This window comes from Vibrio cholerae ATCC 14035 (genome assembly GCF_000621645.1).
GTDB classification, from domain to species: domain Bacteria; phylum Pseudomonadota; class Gammaproteobacteria; order Enterobacterales; family Vibrionaceae; genus Vibrio; species Vibrio cholerae.
Map to the genome: position 1 here is coordinate 50,574 of NZ_JHXR01000010.1, position 20,084 is coordinate 70,657.

Genomic DNA, 20,084 nt, shown 5'->3' on the forward strand with positions numbered 1-20,084 from the left:
GGTTCAAGCGAGCGATTTTTCCGCGATTTTATCGCACAGATATTCGCCGATTGGCATTGCGGAAGTGGCCGCTGGAGAAGGCGCGTTACACACATGCAAACTGCGCGGACTTTCGGCAAACAGAAAATCGTGCACCAGCGTACCATCACTTAATACCGCTTGGGCACGAATGCCTGCAGGGTAAGGCTGAAGATCCGCGAGTTCGATATTTGGGCAGTATTTACGTACCAACTGTAAGTAGCCCGCTTTCCACCATGAGTTTTTCATTTCGACCATACCCGTTTTAAAGTGCTTGGCACTCACTTTCCAAAAGCCGGGGAAGCAAACCATCTCCCACACATCGCGGAGGCTAACATTCCATTTGCAATAACCTTCACGCTTAAAACCTTGTACGGCATTGGGACCAACGGTCACGCTGCCATCAATCATGCGAGTTAAATGTACGCCGAGAAACGGCAATTCAGGATCCGGAATCGGGTAGATAAGATGACGCACCACTTGGTTATGCTTGGGTGCCAAACGATAGTATTCGCCACGATAGGGGATGATCTGAAAATCGGTCGGCAAACCGAGCATCTTGGTTAAGCGATCGGCCATTAAGCCTGAACAGGTGACCAGAAATTTGGCCTGATAACTCACGCGTTGGTTCTTCTGTTGGCAAGTTAGCGTGATCGAGGATGGCGTTTCTTCCAAGCCCACCACTTCCGTGCCTATTTTCACATCACCCCCCAACTGCATAAAGGCTTCGGCCATTTTCTCGGTCACCAGACGATAATTGACGATACTGGTCGCTTTCACCAAGATCGCCCCCAAGCCACGAATATTGGGCTCCGCCAGCTTCAACTGCACGGCATCCAGTTTTTCAACGTCGATCTGATTTTGTAAGCAGCGATCATAGAGTGCGTGCATGCGTTCGAGTTCTTGCTCATTGGTGGCCACCAGTAACTTGCCGCAGTTTTCCACTGGAATATTGTGTTGCGCGCAAAACGCCAAAGTGCGTTCGACTCCGCGTTTACAAAAATCAGCCTTCAAACTACCAGGAGCATAATAAACCCCCGCATGGATCACCCCGCTGTTGTGACCAGTTTGATGGCGGGAGAATCCCGCCTCTTTTTCCACCAGCAGAATCGATTTTTCCGGATAACGCAGTTTCAGTTGCCAAGCCGTGGAGACACCGACAATCCCACCACCAACAATCACGTAATCATAAGTCATGCAGATTTTGCTCCCCGTACTGCGCTGTGGGCACGCTCAACACGCGCTGCCGTTTTTCCAGAGTAGATAAAGATAGCGATAAACAGCGCCACACAGACTAAACGGATCCAAATCGGCAAATTTGGCCACACCAGCAGCACACCGATCACCGCCAACAGCAAACGCCATAAGAGATTCAGCCGCCCTTCCAGATAGCCTTCAATCGCGCCAATCATGGCGTAAGTGCCAAAAATCGCGAAGATGCCGATGGTGACAACCGTGGTCGCATCCCAACTGATGAGTTGGGTATAGGCAATCAACACGGGAACCAAATACAAGCCTTTAGCAATTTTCCACGCGGTAAATCCGGTGCGCATCGGCGGGGTTTTGGCGATGGTGGCCGCGGCAAATGCCGTCAAACACACCGGTGGCGTCACGTTACTGTCTTGCGAGAGCCAGAAGATAATAAGGTGCGCCGAAAGCAGAGCCAGACCAATCGCTTCTAACCCTAAGCTTTGTTGTAGCAAGGTTTCCACAAAATCCGCGGGCACAAGGCTAATCAGCTCATGGGCTTTTTCCGCCGCCATAGGCGCATTGAGCAAACTGAGTTGATCCGGTGCCGCCAGCATGAAAATCGCTTTGGCTTGTTCCGGTAATTGCCCCGAAACCATCAAATCCACCAACTGGCTTTCGGCCAGCAGTTTGTACAGCGCAGGAGCCGAAAGCGTACCCAGCACAATGTACGCCGCCGTTACTGGCAGCCCCATCCCCAGCACTAAAGAGGCCAAAGTGATCAACACCAGCATGGTCAGCAGATCGCCATTTGCCCAGTTGTTGATCATCAATGAGAAGGTATTGCCGATGCCCGTTGTGCTAATCACGTTAATCACCAAGCCGATACCGACCAGCAATACCGCGGTGGTCGCCATGTTTTTCGCCCCTTGCTCCAACGCTTCAATGATCGCTTTAGGACCCATTTTGTGATTTTTGGAAAACCACGAAGCAACAATCACCGACAGAATCGACAAGCCCGCCGCGTACGTTGGGGTAAAACCTACCACCAATAAAGTCACTAACACGGCGAGTGGGATCAAGTTATGCCAACCCGACAGCAGCACTTTCATAAACGGCTCTTGGCTCGTAGTGACAATCTGTACGCCCATGCGTTTGGCTTCAATCCGCACGAAAAACGCGACGGACAGGAAATAGATGAGTGCCGGAATAAACGACACTGCAACAATATCCACATACGGAATTTGCGTGTACGACGCCATGATGAACGCGCCAGCCCCCATCACCGGCGGCATGAGTTGCCCACCGGTCGAAGCTGCCGCTTCCACCCCTGCGGCGAAACGTGCGGGAAAACCCGCTTTTTTCATCATGGGAATGGTAATAACGCCCGTAGAGACCGTGTTCGCGACACTAGAGCCTGAAACCGACCCCATTAAACCCGAAGCCAACACAGCAATAAAACCGGGCCCCCCCACCACTTTACCTGCCGCAGCGCGTGACACATCCATGATGTAATCGCCGACACCAGAGCGCACTAAGAAGGCACCAAACAGGATGAACATGAACACGAAGCTCCAGCTTATCGCTGCAATCGAGCCAAACATGCCTTCCGAGGAATAGAAACTGCGATACAGCAGGGTTTCGGCACTTAAGCCGGGAAAATGGAAAATGCCGCCTGCCCATTTACCCCAAACCGAGACATAGGTCAGACAGATCAAAATCAGCGTGGGGATAAACCAACCCATAGTGCGGCGGATCATCTCCATCACAATCAAGATCGCGAGAATTGAAAACACCCAATCGCTGGTGACAAATTTCACCCCGCGCTCATAGAGAGCATCTTCTGCCAACATCAAATAGATCAAGCACGCCAGTGCCAGCAACGCTAACAACACATCAAACGCCAGCGCAACTTTGCTCTCACGCCAACGAGGCAAGGCGGGATACCAAAGCGCGCAAATCATCGCGAACCCCGCGAAGTGGATGGCCGAAATCCACAATTCTGACCACGTGGATAGCGTATTAAACCAAATGTGCGCCAGTGACAGCAGCACACACAATACGGAAATCGTGCGCGTTACCCAGCCAAAACGGGTACGGGTCGGCACTTCGAACTTTTCCAGTTCTTGTTCTACTGAATTGCTCATTGCGTTACTCCAACAGCGAGACAACTAAGCCATATCCCCCGCACGAAGCAGCCGTATTGCAACCACTTCCGGCGGTTTGGGGATAGACGAAGAAAACAGAGATGCCCTTTCTTTATTTGTGATTGAAAGGGTAAGACTGCCCGCTCCCGAGCAGTCTTTCGCGTTCGCCGAACTTACTGTGGCATCAAGTGAGCTGGAATTTTAATCCCCACTTCTTGGTAGTAACGCGCCGCACCGGCGTGCAGTGGCATGGGCAAGCCTTCGATGGCTTTTTCAATCGCCATATCTTTGGTCGCTTTGTGGATGCCTTGTAGGAAAGCTAAGTTCTCGTACATGGCTTTAGTGAGCTGATATACATCCTCTTCCGAAATGTCGGTGCGCACCGCGAGGAAGTTCGGCTGAGCAATGGTGGTGATGGTTTTATCGACGCCCGGATAGGTGTTCGCCGGAATATCAAACTTGGTCCACAAATTGTAGTTACCGTTGGCTTGTTTGATCTGCTCATCGGTAAAAGAGAGGATCTTGATGTCGTTGCCCATCGCTGCAAAAGCTTGAGTCACCGCGCCCACGGGCACACCCGCTGGCGTGTTCATGCCGTCAATGGTGCCATTTTGCAGCGCACTAGCACTGCCGCCGTAACCCAAATAAGCCAGATTAAAGGTATCCGGGTCAACGCCAACCCCTTTCATGATCTGCCGACCAGAAAATTCCGTGCCTGAGTTTTTCGAACCAATCGAAAACTTTTTCCCTTTCATGCTGGCCAGATCGGCAATGGTGCCGGTTGGCGCGAGATCAGAGCGCACAATAAAGTGCTCCACGTTCTGCCACAGCATAGAGACGGAACGCAATTGGTTTTGACGCTCCGCATACGGGCCTTCGCCCGCCCATGCCCAAGCACCGTACAAACCTTGCAAAATCGCGAACTGGGCTTCGTTATCGTTCATCAACTTCACGTTTTCACCCGATCCAGCCGAGCTAATCGCGGAGAGTGAAAAGTGGTAGCTCGGGGTGAGTTTGACTTTGGTCAGGGTCGCCAGAGCTACACCTACGGGGTAATAAGTTCCTCCGGTTGACGCGGTGGCAAGAATGTAGCTGCGTTCTTCGGCTGCGTAAGCTCCACCGATTAAACCAAACGAAGTGATGGCGGCTAATAGGGTTTGCGTAAGGCGCTTTTGTTTCATCGTGACTCTCCATGTTGTGATTATTTTTCGATGCTGTACCGTTTCCAAACGTACAGCATGAACAATATCAGTAAGAGCAAAGAAGATGCCAAAAATTAATCCATTGTTTTATAAGACATTAATTTTCAAAACAGATAAAAATGAGCAAAATCTTGCTGATTGAGCCTAAAGTACATCAGCAAAAAACCGCCGATCATCGCGCGTGTTTTAGGCTCAAAAATCAGGAGAGCGATCACGCAAGGTTAACTAAATGTGATCGATGTTAATAAAAACCATTGAAAAGTGATGAGCAAAATTTTGCTCATTCCTCCTGCGCAGTAAAATCACCGCGAAGCAAACCAAACTTCTGCATTTTCTGATTTAGGGTGCGCCTTGGCAAATCCAGCTCTTTCATCACTTCACTGATGTTACCTTGATGGCGATGCAGCGCCTGAGCGATCACTTTACGTTCAAAGTTGTGCACTTGAATCGCCAGCGGTAACCCTGCTGAAGCTTCTTCTTCAGTCATTCCCGGACATGAAGCCAGAATTTCCCCAACACTGATGCTGTCATCCAGCGCATAACGCAGCGCGACATTGCGCAGCTCGCGCACGTTGCCCGGCCAGCGATAAGTAAGCAGCGCCAACCGATCCGCTTCACTCAGGCTGCGCCAAGTCGGTTTCACTTGTACACAGAAGTGTTCAAACAGCAGCAAAATATCGTCGCCTCGCTCACGCAGCGGCGGTAAATAGAGCTGCGCGACATTAAGGCGGTAAAAGAGATCTTGGCGAAATTCCGCGTGTTGACGCAGCTCTTCCTTGGCTGCCGCGATGACCCGCAGATCAATGGTGATCGGCTGATTACTGCCCACCCGCTCTACCACATGATCTTGCAGCACGCGGAGCACTTTCACTTGCATGGCCAGCGGCATGCTCTCGATTTCATCCAGAAACAGCGTGCCTTTATCGGCCAGTTCCAGCTTGCCAATCCTCCGCTTCACCGCACCGGTAAACGCGCCCGCTTCATGGCCGAACAGTTCACTTTCAAACAGATTTTCTGGGATCGCGCCACAGTTGATCGCCACAAACTGACCACGCTGACGCTCGCTGGCTTGATGCAGACACTGCGCCACCAGTTCTTTGCCACAGCCAGTTTCGCCGTAAATGATCACGTTGGTATCCATCGCTGCGACTTTGGCGATTTGCTCGCGCAGCAGTTGAATCGACTTACACTGCCCAATCAAGATCTGCTCTAACCCTTTGGCAGAGGCAAGATAGTGGGCACGCGACTGCGATGACAGCGCGTTTTGGTACTGACTGACCGCTTGCGCCACGGTGTTGGCAAGGCGCTCCGGTTGGAATGGCTTCTCGATAAAATCGAACGCGCCTTGATGCAGTGCTTTCACCGCCATGTCGACATCGCCATGCCCAGTGATCAAAATCACTGGCATCAGCGATTGCACATTTTTCAACGCCACCAACAGACTCAATCCATCGGTATCGGGCAGGCGTACATCACTCACCACGGCGGCGAAACTCTGCTGCTCAATCGCCGCTAACGCGGATGCGCCATCAGCAAACATCGCCACGTCAAAACCCGCCAGTTGTAACCACTGGCCAGTGGCTTGACGCACAATGTCGTCGTCCTCAATCAATGCAATCCGTTGGCTTTCCACACTTGACCCCTTGTTCTATACCCAAACAACTTGGAGTTGCAGGTAGGCGGCAAGTGAGTGAGTCCCCATGAGCATAGGTAGACTATGTGATTGGGGTCAACGAACGTAGCCAACACCGCTGCAGCTTCAAGTAGGAAGGGTATACTTGTTGTGCGGCTAAAGTAAGCAAATTTGTCGAGCTTGGAAAGGAGCCGCCTCTCACTTCTGAGTTACCCGTCATTAACATTTATCGCTTTCGTTGCTAAGTTGAACCGTCAAGCTCGGTGCTCGTTTTAAATAGGGAAATGCTTTGAAGCTCAATAAAGCAAGTTGGATAGTGTTGGTGATTTTACTGCTGATCGCGGTGCGATGGGGTTCGCATGCCGTCAGTGAAAACTGGCAGCTGAGGCAAGCGCAGCGCCACGGCGAACAGCGTTTGCTCGATTACATCAGTGATGTGAGGCGCACCCTAAGCCGCTTTTATCATTTGCCCTACTTGATGACCAATGAAGCCAACACACTCAAACTGTTTCAGGGCGATGATCGCCCGCAAGCCCAATTACAGCAACAATTGGCGCAACTCGATAAAGCCGCGAATACCAAAGGTTGGTACATACTGACGCTTTCCGGTTCACTGCTAACGGCCAGTAAAAATGCTGAAAACTGGAAGCTCTCTGATGGCAAAGCCATCATCCATAAAATTTTGCAGCAGCGCGAAGGGATTTCGATTGTCACCAAATCCGTTGGCAGCACCCCCACCTATTTTGTTGCTGCGCCAGTTTATCTGGATGTCGAGATCGTCGGCGCGGTTGCCGTACAAGTGGATTTAAACGTGCTTGCCGATCAATGGTTTGCCAGTGATGAGTTGATCCTTTTTCAAAATTCTCAACGCCATTATTTTCTCTCCAGCAGTTCAGTTTACAGCGCAGACTGGATAGCGACTCACCCCGAAGTGGTCGCAGCGGCGCAAAAACGTAGTCTATTTGATGGAACACGCCTAACACTGTGGCAAGTCGAACAAGCGCCTTATCTTGCCCAATCCGTCACGCTGGATGATCTGAATTGGACGCTCACTTACCTCACGCCGCTGAAAAATCTTAATGCCACGGTTAACTGGATCAGCACCAGTGCCATGGTCGGCGTATTATTGCTGCTATTACTGATGCGTCTGCGTTACGAGCAGTATCAAAAGCGCCTCAGTGAAGCCAAGATTCAACACGTGTTGTTTGAGGCCGAAGAGCGCCAACGCAATATGATCAACAAAACTCATGTTGGGCTGCTGCTGATCGATGGACAAGGCCGCATTGAAGAGATCAATCCGATGGCGAAGCGCTATTTTAGCCTCTCGGACAGCATGGTGCGTCAGCTGCAAGCTTGGTCGCTGTTTGATACTGGAAACCCGAATGCCACCGTGCCACTGCTGCTGAAAAATCTCACCGAGCATCAAGAGCTGGCCGACATCACCAACGTGGAAACGGTTGCGCGGCGCAGTGATGGCAGTTTGTTTCCGGTGCTGTTCTCCCTGATTGCGGTCAGTTGGAAAGATCGCCGCCACTATTTGGTGACACTGATTGATATCAGTAAACGCAAGAAAGCGGAAATCGCACTACAGAATGCCAATCGCGATTTGCAACAGCGAGTAGAAGAGCGCACCGCAGCGCTGAAATCCGCTCAACAAGAGCTGATTGAAGCGAGCAAAATGGCCGCACTGGGACGTATGTCAAGTGCGATTACCCATGAGCTCAATCAGCCCCTTACCGGTTTGCGCACCCTACTTTCGAGCAACGAATTGCTCCTTGAGCGCGGTGAAACCCAACTGCTCAAAGCCAACACTAAGCTGGTGCATTCTTTGATTGATCGCATGGCGGCGATGACTTCCCAACTCAAATCCTTCGCGTTCAATCGCCCCGACGCTTTGCAAGCCATCTCGCTGCCCGATGCACTACAGGAGATTTTGCGCATCCATCAAGCGCGCTTAACTCCGGTGGATGTTCGAGTTCGACTTTCTAGCGATCTGCCGTTGGTGATGGGGGAAGAACAACGCTTGCGCCAAGTGCTCGGCAACTTGGTGTCAAATGCGTTAGATGCGATGAGTCAAACCTTAGAACCGAAGCTCAGCATTAGCGCCGTGAGTGAAGAAGATCAAGTGATCGTGCGCGTGAGCGATAACGGCTGTGGTATTGCACCAGAACTCTTAACCACCATGTTTGAACCGTTTCAAACCAGTAAGAAAATGGGCGAAGGATTAGGGCTTGGCCTAGCGATTGTCGCCAATAGCCTGCGAGATATGCAAGGCAGTATTGTGGCAACGAATAATCCCGATGCGGGCATGAGCTTTGAAATCCGCTTGCGTGCCGCACAATAGCGGCAACGCGCTTGGTTAAAAAGAAAAACAGGTTGTACGAGACAACCTGTTTTGGCGAGTGACAGCCCCTTTTGGCTGTATATAAATGCTCAGTTCGTCAAACAGGCAGCGCGCTTAGCGCCACACACCCCATTCGCCTGTGGTTCCCGGCTCTTCACCTTGTGTCCACCACTGGGCAGTCCAGCTCTTGCCTTTATGAGTGACTACCGCACCCGCGGTATAAGTCTTGCTCTTATCCCATGCATTTTCGGGTTGAGTCGGTGGCGTGGTATCTCCCTTCGTCAGCGATAAGCGGTAAGTGAGGTTACTGTTTGGCGCAAAGACTTGGTTGGCGTACAGATTTTGCGTATCAAACATGTAATGGTTCATCTCTTGGTGCCAAATACCAATAAACCATTCGCCGTTTTTCAGTTGATTAAACTGACCCGCGAGCTCGGCAGGCCAAGTCTCCAAATTGTTGGCACGGATTGGCAAGGCAATATCTGTCGTTTCCATACCTGTCGTATCAAATGTTCGCAAGCGAACACTGTCTCCGACTTCAACAGGGCCAAACCCTTGTGGTACGTAGTAACCCAAAGCGGTGAGCTTAACCGGATCGGTCGGGTCAGTCGGATCTGGTGGCGTGGTAGTGCCGCCAAAGGTGATGTCACTGCAGTTATAAAAGCCTTCACCACCTGCATCTACCCGCTGCCAGCGCGTGTAAAGAATCGCATCGCCACTGCGATCTTGTGGCAAGGTGACTTTAAAACGGTATTTCTTATCACTTCCCGCGGCCACATCGTCCGAGCTGCCAACCAATTCCAAGTCATCCCACGTCAGTGGCTTGGTGTGGTCGTAAGTCGCTTTACTTAAATAAAATTGCCAATACGAGGGATTGTGAGGGGTTGCCGCATGGAACACGACCTCAATTTGACCATTGGCATCTAGGGTGATTCCGGTTTTTTGCCAATGGGCAGAAGGCACATTCAAGCCCGCTTTGGCTTTATCGCCCGCCGAACAGAGCTCGCCATCTTTCACCACCGCTTTTACTGCGGCCATATCCCGATACTTCTGCACATTGGCCGATATTTCATTGCGCTGCACAAACGGAAAAGCACCGGAAACATCATAGGCCGCCTGACAAGCCTGATTTGGAATCGCGTTATCCCAAAAACCACCGTCGAGGTAACAGGTGTTTTGTCTTGCGCTTGGGAATTCCACCCAACCATGTGCTTGTACCTGCGAAGCCGCCAAAACCCCGAGTATGACTGAGCCTAGCGCACTGATTTTTAATCCGTATTTCATGGTTATTCCTTCTTGATTGTGACTCTTGTTATTCGCCATTTCTGTTTACAAATGGCTAACAAAAGCTAGCAATAACCCCAAAATAACGTGTCAATTTCGGCACAAAACCACGCGGGAAATCGTCAATTTGCCGCCTACTTTCCAGTAACTACATGCAACAGTCTTGGCTTTCTTGGGCTCTTCGAGGCACTTCAAACTCCCTTAGCCAGAGCCCGGTGTGACGATGCTAAATCAGAAAACTAAGGCTGATGGAGACTTAACAGTGTCATGAAAACCCAGCTTAAGTCAGTTTATGTAAAGAAACCCAACCATACCTTTTCAAAAGCTTTACCCTACTTGACGGACTCTTTACATAACCATTGATAGTATGAATACCTCTCTCAATAAGAGAAAACAAATTACTTTTAGAAACTCATTACAGCTTTCAAACTCAATAAGGAAAACTTATGAAAAAGATTATTCTCGCCGTTACCGCTCTTACTCTCAGTGCTGGTGCGTTTGCGTCTATCGATACCAACCACAAAGCACGCTCAATCAATGCGGGTGTTTACGCGAGCCAAGAACAAGCTTACGCCGCTGGATTTAAGAAAATCGAGCAGTTACAAGCTCTACCTAGCAACAAATTAGCGAATGAACTTTCAGTATGGCAGAACAGCGTTGTGCCAAAAAGTGTCAAGATTGATGGTACTGAAGTTGTGGTTCAATCTTTTGCAAAACAGCCAGGTGTCGTTGAGTATCGCTCGATTGTTAAAGTCGACTACCAATACAAAACTCGTGAAAGCAATCGCGACTAAGTCGATCAAACCTGTCTCAGATGGCAAAGGATTGCCATTGATTCACCCTCCTACGTCCATTCCCTCTCTTCTTATCCCCATCTGCACTTCCAACACTCAATTTACGAAACTGTTTTATTTTCGTTCAATCTACATTTAATTTCAGACGAAAATTTCATCACCACAAAAGCAATGGAAATAATCCAAACGCTTAATTTTGCGATTAAAGTCAACAAAATCGAAAATTTACAATTTGTTTCTATACGTAAAATAATTCACGTGCCACATCAATCACAGTAATAACAATTCAGAAACATAAGAATCTCGACACTTTCGAACGAAAATAAATTGCTCGTTCGCCATTTCTTTACTGCGGTGATGCTCACATCTGTACTGTGAGTTCCGATAGTAGAGGTTTATACCATCGCAAAAACAATGAGGTCACTATGTTCGAGCTCTTCAAACCGGCTGCGCATACGCAGCGGCTGCCATCCGATAAGGTGGACAGCGTCTATTCACGCCTTCGTTGGCAACTTTTCATCGGTATTTTTGTTGGCTATGCAGGCTACTATTTGGTTCGTAAGAACTTTAGCTTGGCAATGCCTTACCTGATTGAACAAGGCTTTAGTCGTGGCGATCTGGGTGTGGCTCTCGGTGCGGTTTCAATCGCGTATGGTCTGTCTAAATTTTTGATGGGGAACGTCTCTGACCGTTCTAACCCGCGCTACTTTCTGAGTGCAGGTCTACTCCTTTCGGCACTAGTGATGTTCTGCTTCGGCTTTATGCCATGGGCAACGGGCAGCATTACTGCGATGTTTATTCTGCTGTTCTTAAACGGCTGGTTCCAAGGCATGGGTTGGCCTGCTTGTGGCCGTACTATGGTGCACTGGTGGTCACGCAAAGAGCGTGGTGAGATTGTTTCGGTCTGGAACGTCGCTCACAACGTCGGTGGTGGTTTGATTGGCCCCATTTTCCTGCTCGGCCTATGGATGTTTAACGATGATTGGCGCACGGCCTTCTATGTCCCCGCTTTCTTTGCGGTGCTGGTTGCCGTATTTACTTGGCTAGTCATGCGCGATACTCCTCAATCTTGTGGTTTACCACCGATTGAAGAGTACAAAAACGACTATCCCGATGATTACGATAAGTCGCATGAAAATGAGATGACTGCGAAAGAGATCTTCTTTAAGTATGTCTTCAACAACAAACTGCTTTGGTCGATTGCGATTGCTAACGCCTTCGTTTACCTGATCCGCTACGGTGTACTTGACTGGGCTCCGGTTTACCTCAAAGAAGCCAAACACTTCACGGTTGATAAATCTTCTTGGGCTTACTTCCTGTACGAGTGGGCGGGCATTCCGGGTACTTTGTTGTGTGGTTGGATTTCCGACAAAGTGTTTAAAGGCCGCCGCGCTCCAGCAGGCATCCTGTTCATGGTTTTAGTAACTCTGGCAGTTCTGGTTTACTGGTTCAACCCAGCTGGTAACCCAGCGGTAGATATGGCTGCTCTGGTCGCGATCGGCTTTTTGATCTACGGCCCTGTGATGCTGATTGGCCTTTACGCTCTGGAACTGGCTCCGAAGAAAGCCGCCGGTACCGCAGCAGGTCTGACTGGTCTCTTTGGCTACTTAGGTGGTGCTGTGGCAGCTAACGCGATATTGGGCTATACCGTTGACCACTTCGGTTGGGATGGCGGCTTCATGGTCTTGGTTGCCTCTTGTGTACTCTCAGTGCTCTGCTTGATTTACGCTTTCGTTGGCGAACGCGCTCACCATAACGATAAGCTTAAACAAGCGACCATTTAAGAGCGTGTGTCATCAAGCAATAACATCGTCAGTATAGCTTGTCCCCCTCGCCGCGCTCTTACCTGATTAGGAGCGCGGCAACTCTCTCTCCCACCCTAACGTCACGCGCCATTTGACGCCTTAGGGCCGGGAAGAACAAAAAAGGAATTCATGATGCTAAAACCATTCTCGCTTTCTCTGCTGGCTCTGGCCTGCTCAACGTCTTTATTTTCAAGCATTGTTTCTGCAGAACCAATAGTGATTGCTCACCGTGGAGCCTCTGGCTACTTGCCAGAACATACATTAGAAGCCAAAACACTGGCTTATGCGATGAAACCGGATTACATCGAGCAAGATGTGGTGATGACCAAAGACGATCAATTGGTGGTATTACATGATCACTATTTGGATCGCGTCACCGATGTTGCGGAGCGTTTCCCTAACCGCGCACGAGCCGATGGCCGTTATTACGCGATTGACTTTACCTTAGCCGAAATCAAAACCCTGCGTGTCACGGAAGGGTTTGATATTGATGCGCAAGGCAATAAAGTCGCCGGTTTTCCTGATCGTTTCCCTCTTTGGAAAGGGGATTTCACTGTCCCGACTCTCGCAGAAGAAATTGAGCTGATTCAAGGGCTCAATAAAACGCTCGGTTACAACATTGGTATCTACCCTGAAATCAAAGCACCTTGGTTTCACCGCCACGAAGGCAAAGATATTTCTCAAGCCGTCCTCAAAGTGCTAAAGCAGTATGGTTACGACAGCAAAGACGACAAAATCTATCTGCAATGTTTTGACCCTATCGAGCTAAAACGCATTAATGATGAGCTGCTTCCTGCAATGAAGATGGATCTCAATCTAGTTCAGCTGCTGGCGTACACCGACTGGAACGAAACCATGGTTTATCAAGCAGACCAAGCCACACCTTATGACTATGACTGGATGTTTGCCGAAGGCGGCATGGCCAAAGTCGCGCAATACGCCGATGGCATCGGCCCTTGGAAACCTATGTTGGTTGATGATGCTTCCACCAAAGACAACATCATGATTAAGCCGTTGATGAAGCAAGCAAAAGAGGCTGGCCTCGTGGTGCATCCTTACACTTTCCGAGCCGATAAAGGGCGCATTGCACCTTGGGCAGACAACTTCGAAGGGATGTTGGATGTGTTCTACAACCAAGTGAAAGTCGATGGTCTGTTCACTGACTTCCCCGATAAAGCGGTGGCTTTCTTAAATCAATAATGCTTTAAATTGACATTATCGCCAGTCAGCGAATAAGCGAGGGACACCTCGCTTATTCAAAGCTGGCCACAAAAGCACGCAGAGCTTCAAGATCTTTGATGATAAGTCCACGCTCACCTTTTTCAACCAATCCCCTATCCACCAACTCTTTCACCGCTCGGCGATACACTCGGCTCGATGTACCAAAGCGTTCCGCTTCTGGCTCCATCCGTTCAAAGCCACCCAAATTGACCCGAGTTTCATGCTGGAGCAGCAGATCATACGCAATGTTAAAGCTGATTGAATGCATCAAACGCTGCGTGTAAATGTCCAGCGACTCTTGGTAATCCTGCGCTAAAGCAGAAGCAAAAAACAGGCTAAACACAGGTTGCTGTTCAAGGCACTCTTGCAGCTTCTGAGCACAAATGACCATCGCTTGAATCGGTTCTTCAGCCACCACATTCCACTGACAAGGCATAGCGGTAAAAAACTCCATCTCGCCAAACAGGTGATCGTCACACTGCACTTCACCGAGTTGAAAACGGCGTCCATTAGCCGCCAGAATATGCATCGAAACTCGACCACAAGACACCACATACAGTGACTCAACAGGTTGGCCTTGCTGCAACAGCGCCTCACCCGCATCAAACCTTTTTGTCGCGGTTTGACATTGAGCCAACGCCAGACGAAACGCAGGCAGTTGCGCATTCAAATAGCCTGAGAAACGGCCGGTAGTATTCGCGGTAAGTTGCATAGCGTTTTGAAATTCGATTCACATGAGCATAGGCTACCTGTTTTTTGCTATTAGGCGAAGCTCTACCTAGATTCCTCACTCAACTAAGCAATACCGCTCATTGAGTGAGGCCATGTAATGGGTCGTGAATAGGTTGGGACTAATCGAATTTAAGCGCGTTTAATGCATGCAAAGCAGCACGTGCAGCCAGCGTTTCACCCTGCATCATTCTTTGATCAGCATTGACGTATTGATTCACGCCCTCTTGCACATCTTGCTCATACAACACCACATTATTGAGAACGGAAGCGACCTGTAACCCGCGTAAACGGCCAACCGTGAGTAGCGCAGAGGTTTCCATATCCGCCGCAAGAATCCCTTTGCGATGCCAATAACGGCACAGTTCTGCTTCTTCATCGGTATAAAAGCTGTCATGCGAGCGAACAATACCTCGGTGAATGGGTACTGACTGCTCAGCTAAAAAGCGTTGCATCTCCAGCACCAATTCAAAGCTTGAGTAAGCCGGATAAGCGGCGCCAATATATGCCTTTGAACCGCCCTCATCACGCACTGCGCCTTCCACCAAAATCAGTTCACCTAATCCGATTTCTGACTGCATTGCGCCTGCAGAACCTACTCGCACAATGGCTTTTGCACCACTTCGCGCTAACTCTTCCACCGCGATGATTATGGATGGCGCACCAATCCCTGTGCTGCATACGGTCATCGGCTGCCCTTCGAACTCACCACTGAATAAGCGGTATTCGCGGTTTTCCGCCACAAGCTTAGCGTTATTCAACAAGCTGGCAATGCGGTTCGCACGATTCGGTTCACCGCAGACCACAACACGTGGCGCCACTTGAGCAACATGAATGTGAGGTTGAATGCTCATGCAGTTGCCTCAATGGTCAGGTTTTTTTCTGCATTATGGCGAGCGGTTTGCATCCAAGCTCGAGTGCCATTGGCAGCGATGAACAGCAAAATCGCGTATTCGATAGAGAGGGCATACACACCTTGCGCCGCATAAATTCCGACACTGATGATGTTGATCACCACCCACAGAATCCAGTTTTCCACGTATTTACGCGTCATCAAAATCTGCGCCACCACAGAAAGTACTGTCATCGTCGCATCCCAGAATGGGAAAGCATCCGGAGATAACACTGGGCGATCCAACTGTGCGCCGAACAGATTCAATACATCAACGGTAATATTGGCTAAAGAAAAGAATACCGGATCGATATAAATGGTCATCAAGATAATGCTGATCACGCTAATGCATGCCGTGAGCAGCAATTTTTGGCTGCTCATCCAACGCACGACGAGCGTATCCCCTTGGGCATTGGGACGAGTCCACGCATACCAGCCATAAATGTTGGCGCAGAAGAAAAACAGCTGGAGCAACAAGATGCCATACAGTTGGATCTGATAGAAAATCACCGCAAACAGCGTGACATTAATCAAGCCAAACAAATAGTTAATGGTTTTTTCTTGGCTCGCAAACCAGATACACAGCAAACCAAACAGCGTTCCTACCGCTTCAATCCACGACATGGCATATCCGCCACCGATCGGAATATTGACTAGGGTGTGGTTAATATCAAAAAAAGTCATCAGATCCATTTGTTCTATCTCTCATTGTTATGACTTGCCACACTATAAGGAACAATATGAGGAAAGCGAGAGGACATTTGTCCTCTTCGATTGGTTTGGATCATAAATTAGAACAATGGGACGAGCGGAGAGCGCTAGCCGAGTTTTCGTACACTATTACGCACCACTAAAGTCGGCTCTAACTGTACCACTTGCGCAGTGGTGTCTGGATTTTCCAACCGATAAAGCAGGGTATCCACAGCGGCTTTGCCGAGGCGGTATTTGGGTTGATGGATGGTGGTTAACGCCGGGGTCATAAACTTAGCGATATGCACATCATCGTAGCCAATCAAGGAAAGATCGTCCGGCACTCGCAAACCTCGTTGGCTAGCGGCTTGAATCACGCCCATCGCCATCATGTCATTGGAAACAAACAAAGCACTGGGCAATTTGCCACGCTGATAGAGTTTTTCAAAGGCTTGGTAACCACCTTCACACTCGAAGTCAGATTCCACAATCCAATCTGGATTAATGGCAATTCCCGCTTCCGCGAGCGCACGTTTGTAACCTTCATAACGCATCTGTGCTTGGTGGCGAATCAGCGGACCTGTGATACAACCAATCTCTTTATGCCCACACTCAATCAGATGCTTGGCCGCCATGTAGCCACCTTGCAGTGAGTTGTCTTGAATTTTGTCACTCGCAAAAAGGATCGGGCCCCAGTCCATGACCACAATAGGAATGTCGGGATAGCGGTCAAACACATCCAACCTTTCACCCTCAAGGGTTGAGCACATCAGCAGCAAACCATCGACACGCTTTTGCAGCAAGGTGTTGATGCTGGCTTTCATGCGTTGGTTATCCCCTTCGGTATTGCACAAGATTAGGTTGTAGCCTTGGTGATAACAGCTTCGCTCTACGCCTTTTACCACTTCACCAAAAAATGGGTTGGTCGAGGTGGTCACTAACATGCCAATGGTTTTGGTGCGGTTCATTTTGAGGCTACGCGCGAGAGCGGAGGGGGCGTAATTGAGTTGCTGAGCGGCGTTATTCACCCGCTCAGCAATTTCATCACTCACAAAACGACTCTTATTGATCACATGGCTTACGGTTGAAGTGGAGACGCCAGCAAGTCGAGCGATATCCTTCATGGTGGCCATGTGTTTTCTCCTATGAGTGTTCTGCTAAAAAGGCCTCAACTTCCGCACGAGTGGGAATCGAGGTTTGTGCACCAAAGCGTGTTACCGAAATTGCGGCAGCGGCATGGGCAAACTTAATGGCTGATTCTAGAGGCATTTCTTGCAACAAGCCAGTCACCAATGCACCGTTAAAGGTATCACCTGCGGCGGTGGTGTCCGTGGCTTTCACCACAAAACCGGGAATTCGTTGCCCGCGACCATTTTGGCTCAGCCACACACCCTTTGAACCAAGGGTAATAATCACAATCTCGATGCCTTTACAGTGTAAAGCGTCCGCCGCTTGCTGCGCGCTAGAATCATCATAAACCGTAATTCCGGTGAGCACTTCCGCTTCGGTTTCGTTCGGCGTAATCAGATCTACACACTTCAGCAACTCATCAGGCAGTTCACGGGCTGGTGCAGGGTTAAGAATCACATTGGTTTTGGCCGTTTTGGCTTCTTGCGCTGCTTTTAAAATGCCATCAAGCGGTGTTTCCAGTTGCATCAGCAAATAACGTGCATCCCGAATCGCCGCAAGATCGGGCTCAATCGCAGCGGCCGTCAGCTTGGCATTGGCTTCTGCAGAAATACAGATACTGTTCTCACCACTGTCTGAAACTTGAATCATCGCAATACCAGTTGGACAATTCGGTTGCAGCTTCACGCCCGCCGTATTAATGCCATCTAGCTTAAAACTTTCACGAATATTAATGCCAAACGAATCATCGCCAACACAGGCAATGAAACCTACATCCGCTTGCATACGCGCGGCGGCAACCGCTTGGTTTGCCCCTTTTCCGCCCGGAATGACTTGATAATTGCGCCCGTGTAGGGTTTCTCCGGGGCGAGGAAATGAAGGCACTTGCAGCACATGGTCTGCATTGACGCTACCCAGAACCACCAACTTATTCATACGGTTATCCTTTGTATTGATGAGGAAAAACAGAGTGGTTTAATGGCTGATACCCTCTTTATTCGTTGGGTAAACGAGGAAAATAAAACCAGTAAACCGCTCGGTTTTCCCTCCTCATGTGAGGAGGGAAAGAGGAGATTATTTTGCAATCACTTTCAGAGCGACTGGGATGTAAGCTTCCACTTTTTCACCCTTGAGCATTTTGTCGGCAGTTTCAATACCAATCGCGCCAATCATGTCTGGCTGCTGTGCGACAGTGGCGGCTAATTGACCGCGCTCTACCGCTGCGATGCCATCATCGGTGCCATCAAAGCCAACAATCATCACCGACTTGCCTGACGCTTGAATTGCACGCAGTGCACCCAATGCCATTTCATCGTTTTGCGCGAAAACCGCTTGAACATCAGGGTTCGCTGCCAGTAGGTTTTCCATTACGTTCAAACCTTTAGTGCGGTCGAAATCCGCAGGTTGGCTAGCCAGCAGTTGCATCTTGCTGCCTTTCACTGCATTCATGAAACCTTCACCACGCTCACGCGCCGCTGAAGTTCCGGCGATGCCTTCCAGTTGGATCACTTTGGCATCGCTACCAATTTTCGCTTCAATAAAATGGCCTGCCATTTCGCCGCCGACTACGTTATCGGACGCAATGTGGCTCACTACCTCACCACGGCTCGCGCCACGGTCAAGCGTCAGCACTGGGATCTTGGAGCGGTTCGCGATACGAATCGCGTTAGAAACCGCATCCGAATCAGTCGGGTTGATCAGAATCGCTTTCACGCCGCGCACAGTAAGGTCTTCCACGTTCGAAAGCTCTTTGCTTGGGTCATTTTGCGAGTCCAGCACAATCAGGTTGTAGCCAAGTTCTTTGGCTTTCGCTTCGGCTCCATCCTTCATGGTCACGAAAAACGGGTTGTTCAGCGTTGAAAGAACAATCGCCACGGTATCTTGCGCTTGCGCAACAAAAGAAACCGAAGTGGAAAGTAGAGCAGCAGAGATAAGAGTGGTCAGTTTTTTCATTCTCATAGTCCTTTTTGGTTGCGCCTCGCAGCTCTTGCCCTGCTGAGGCGGATTCACGTTTTATTTATTTTTGTTGTCTACCAAGACCGCCAGCAAAATAACCACAGCTTTCGCAATCATTTGGTAGTAGGAGGAAACATCGAGCAAGTTCAATGCGTTGTTTAAAAATCCGATGATGAGAGCGCCGATCAGCGTGCCCATGATGCGACCTTTACCGCCCATCAAACTGGTGCCCCCTAGCACCACAGCCGCAATCGCATCCAACTCATAGCCCATACCCGCAGTAGGTTGCGCAGAAGAAAGGCGAGATGTGACGATGATGCCTGCTAGCGCAGCCAGTAAACCACAGATGGCATACACGCCGATTTTGACGCGATCTACGTTGATACCTGAAAGGCGAGTTGCTGATTCGTTGCCGCCCACTGCATACACATAGCGGCCAAAGCGAGTGTGATTGAGCAAGTACCAAGCGCCGGCAAATACCACGACCATCAGCCATACCGGAACCGGAATGCCCAATGTGTAGCCTGTACCAAACCATGCAAAGGTGTCCGCCGTATCAGTGAATCCGGTCGAAATCGGACGCCCATCGGTGTACACCATAGTGACACCGCGCAGCAGAGTCATCGTCACTAACGTCGCGATAAAGGCCTGCACTTTGCCTTTGGCAATGATGATGCCGCTGATTGCGCCAAGCGCAGCACCAGCCAGCAAAGCCGTAGGCACAGCTACCAGAACAGGAACTTCCATCGCCACTAAGGTGGCCGCAAAAGCGCCACACAGTGCTAATACTGAGCCAACGCTCAAATCAATCCCTGCGGTTAAGATGACCAAGGTCATACCCACCGCGATGATCGCGTTGACCGAAGTTTGGCGCAGAATATTCAGTAAGTTATCAACCGTGAAAAAATTCGGGTTTAAGAAAGAGACGACAACCACTAAAAACAGCAGTGCGATCAGCGATTTTTGTTCAATCAACCACTCTTTGCTGAGCAGTTTTTTACGGTTATCAGATGTCGTATTAGTCATGGTTCGGGTACTCATGCTGTATCCTTG

16 protein-coding genes are annotated in these 20,084 nt (G+C 49.7%); 4 read left to right on the plus strand and 12 right to left on the minus strand.

Going from position 1 to position 20,084, the window contains the following annotated elements:
* Positions 1–3: 3 nt before the first annotated feature.
* From lhgO to T411_RS0107175, 4 genes are all read right to left on the minus strand, one after another.
* The gene (gene lhgO / locus T411_RS0107155; RefSeq protein ID WP_000220537.1) at positions 4–1,215 is read right to left on the minus strand and encodes an L-2-hydroxyglutarate oxidase; all 1,212 of its coding nucleotides are present in this window, start codon (positions 1,213–1,215) and stop codon (positions 4–6) included.
* Positions 1,212–3,353 (minus strand): TRAP transporter permease, encoded by a 2,142-nt coding sequence (locus tag T411_RS0107160; RefSeq protein ID WP_000072009.1) that lies wholly within the window; start codon positions 3,351–3,353, stop codon positions 1,212–1,214. Before T411_RS0107160 ends, lhgO begins: the two co-directional genes overlap by 4 nt.
* Positions 3,354–3,526: 173 nt before the next feature.
* Positions 3,527–4,534, minus strand: coding sequence for a TAXI family TRAP transporter solute-binding subunit (locus T411_RS0107165; protein WP_000810879.1), 1,008 nt, complete (start codon positions 4,532–4,534; stop codon positions 3,527–3,529).
* Between the two features lie 301 nt (positions 4,535–4,835).
* The gene (locus T411_RS0107175; protein WP_000445762.1) at positions 4,836–6,188 is read right to left on the minus strand and encodes a sigma-54-dependent transcriptional regulator; all 1,353 of its coding nucleotides are present in this window, start codon (positions 6,186–6,188) and stop codon (positions 4,836–4,838) included.
* Between the two features lie 289 nt (positions 6,189–6,477).
* Between T411_RS0107175 and T411_RS0107180 the strand changes: the two genes are divergently transcribed.
* Positions 6,478–8,532, plus strand: a complete 2,055-nt coding sequence (locus T411_RS0107180; RefSeq protein WP_000773430.1) for a sensor histidine kinase — start codon at positions 6,478–6,480, stop codon at positions 8,530–8,532.
* A gap of 114 nt (positions 8,533–8,646) precedes the next feature.
* On the opposite strand, the gene T411_RS0107185 is transcribed toward T411_RS0107180, so the two are convergent.
* Positions 8,647–9,816, minus strand: coding sequence for a lytic polysaccharide monooxygenase (locus T411_RS0107185; protein ID WP_000873599.1), 1,170 nt, complete (start codon positions 9,814–9,816; stop codon positions 8,647–8,649).
* 446 nt (positions 9,817–10,262) lie between these two features.
* On the opposite strand from T411_RS0107185, the gene T411_RS0107190 reads away from it, so the two are divergent.
* The 3 genes from T411_RS0107190 to glpQ all read left to right on the plus strand — a co-directional run bounded on the left by T411_RS0107190 (position 10,263) and on the right by glpQ (position 13,615).
* Positions 10,263–10,610, plus strand: a complete 348-nt coding sequence (locus T411_RS0107190; protein ID WP_000720501.1) for a DUF3316 domain-containing protein — start codon at positions 10,263–10,265, stop codon at positions 10,608–10,610.
* Positions 10,611–11,035: 425 nt separating this feature from the next.
* Positions 11,036–12,394, plus strand: coding sequence for a glycerol-3-phosphate transporter (glpT, locus tag T411_RS0107195; protein ID WP_000462374.1), 1,359 nt, complete (start codon positions 11,036–11,038; stop codon positions 12,392–12,394).
* A 153-nt stretch (positions 12,395–12,547) separates the two neighbouring features.
* Positions 12,548–13,615, plus strand: coding sequence for a glycerophosphodiester phosphodiesterase (gene glpQ / locus T411_RS0107200; protein WP_000917228.1), 1,068 nt, complete (start codon positions 12,548–12,550; stop codon positions 13,613–13,615).
* Positions 13,616–13,667: 52 nt separating this feature from the next.
* Here the strand turns inward: glpQ and T411_RS0107205 are convergent, their stop codons facing one another.
* From T411_RS0107205 to rbsC, 7 genes are all read right to left on the minus strand, one after another.
* On the minus strand, positions 13,668–14,348 hold the full coding sequence (locus tag T411_RS0107205; protein WP_001177495.1) for a Crp/Fnr family transcriptional regulator: 681 nt from the start codon (positions 14,346–14,348) through the stop codon (positions 13,668–13,670).
* 139 nt (positions 14,349–14,487) lie between these two features.
* Complete coding sequence (locus T411_RS0107210; RefSeq protein ID WP_000027390.1) at positions 14,488–15,219, minus strand: nucleoside phosphorylase; 732 nt, start codon at positions 15,217–15,219, stop codon at positions 14,488–14,490.
* Positions 15,216–15,950: a nicotinamide riboside transporter PnuC gene (gene pnuC, locus T411_RS0107215; protein ID WP_000365214.1), complete on the minus strand. Its 735-nt coding sequence runs from the start codon at positions 15,948–15,950 to the stop codon at positions 15,216–15,218. Before pnuC ends, T411_RS0107210 begins: the two co-directional genes overlap by 4 nt.
* A 125-nt stretch (positions 15,951–16,075) precedes the next feature.
* On the minus strand, positions 16,076–17,080 hold the full coding sequence (locus T411_RS0107220; protein WP_000224436.1) for a substrate-binding domain-containing protein: 1,005 nt from the start codon (positions 17,078–17,080) through the stop codon (positions 16,076–16,078).
* Positions 17,081–17,090: 10 nt separating this feature from the next.
* The gene (rbsK, locus tag T411_RS0107225; RefSeq protein WP_001038380.1) at positions 17,091–18,011 is read right to left on the minus strand and encodes a ribokinase; all 921 of its coding nucleotides are present in this window, start codon (positions 18,009–18,011) and stop codon (positions 17,091–17,093) included.
* Positions 18,012–18,149: 138 nt separating this feature from the next.
* Positions 18,150–19,028, minus strand: a complete 879-nt coding sequence (gene rbsB / locus T411_RS0107230) for a ribose ABC transporter substrate-binding protein RbsB (RefSeq protein ID WP_000737186.1) — start codon at positions 19,026–19,028, stop codon at positions 18,150–18,152.
* A gap of 60 nt (positions 19,029–19,088) precedes the next feature.
* The gene (gene rbsC / locus T411_RS0107235) at positions 19,089–20,072 is read right to left on the minus strand and encodes a ribose ABC transporter permease (protein WP_000107609.1); all 984 of its coding nucleotides are present in this window, start codon (positions 20,070–20,072) and stop codon (positions 19,089–19,091) included.
* Between the last annotated feature and the right edge of the window lie 12 nt (positions 20,073–20,084).

Bases quoted from the DNA above. Each gene is read 5' to 3' on its own strand.
- lhgO (WP_000220537.1), bottom strand. From the start codon at position 1,215: ATGACTTATGATTACGTGATTGTTGGTGGTGGGATTGTCGGTGTCTCC.
- T411_RS0107160 (WP_000072009.1), bottom strand. From the start codon at position 3,353: ATGAGCAATTCAGTAGAACAAGAACTGGAAAAGTTCGAAGTGCCGACC.
- T411_RS0107165 (WP_000810879.1), bottom strand. From the start codon at position 4,534: ATGAAACAAAAGCGCCTTACGCAAACCCTATTAGCCGCCATCACTTCG.
- T411_RS0107185 (WP_000873599.1), bottom strand. From the start codon at position 9,816: ATGAAATACGGATTAAAAATCAGTGCGCTAGGCTCAGTCATACTCGGG.
- T411_RS0107190 (WP_000720501.1), top strand. From the start codon at position 10,263: ATGAAAAAGATTATTCTCGCCGTTACCGCTCTTACTCTCAGTGCTGGT.
- glpT (WP_000462374.1), top strand. From the start codon at position 11,036: ATGTTCGAGCTCTTCAAACCGGCTGCGCATACGCAGCGGCTGCCATCC.
- glpQ (WP_000917228.1), top strand. From the start codon at position 12,548: ATGCTAAAACCATTCTCGCTTTCTCTGCTGGCTCTGGCCTGCTCAACG.
- T411_RS0107205 (WP_001177495.1), bottom strand. From the start codon at position 14,348: ATGCAACTTACCGCGAATACTACCGGCCGTTTCTCAGGCTATTTGAAT.
- T411_RS0107210 (WP_000027390.1), bottom strand. From the start codon at position 15,219: ATGAGCATTCAACCTCACATTCATGTTGCTCAAGTGGCGCCACGTGTT.
- pnuC (WP_000365214.1), bottom strand. From the start codon at position 15,950: ATGGATCTGATGACTTTTTTTGATATTAACCACACCCTAGTCAATATT.
- T411_RS0107220 (WP_000224436.1), bottom strand. From the start codon at position 17,080: ATGGCCACCATGAAGGATATCGCTCGACTTGCTGGCGTCTCCACTTCA.
- rbsK (WP_001038380.1), bottom strand. From the start codon at position 18,011: ATGAATAAGTTGGTGGTTCTGGGTAGCGTCAATGCAGACCATGTGCTG.
- rbsB (WP_000737186.1), bottom strand. From the start codon at position 19,028: ATGAAAAAACTGACCACTCTTATCTCTGCTGCTCTACTTTCCACTTCG.
- rbsC (WP_000107609.1), bottom strand. From the start codon at position 20,072: ATGAGTACCCGAACCATGACTAATACGACATCTGATAACCGTAAAAAA.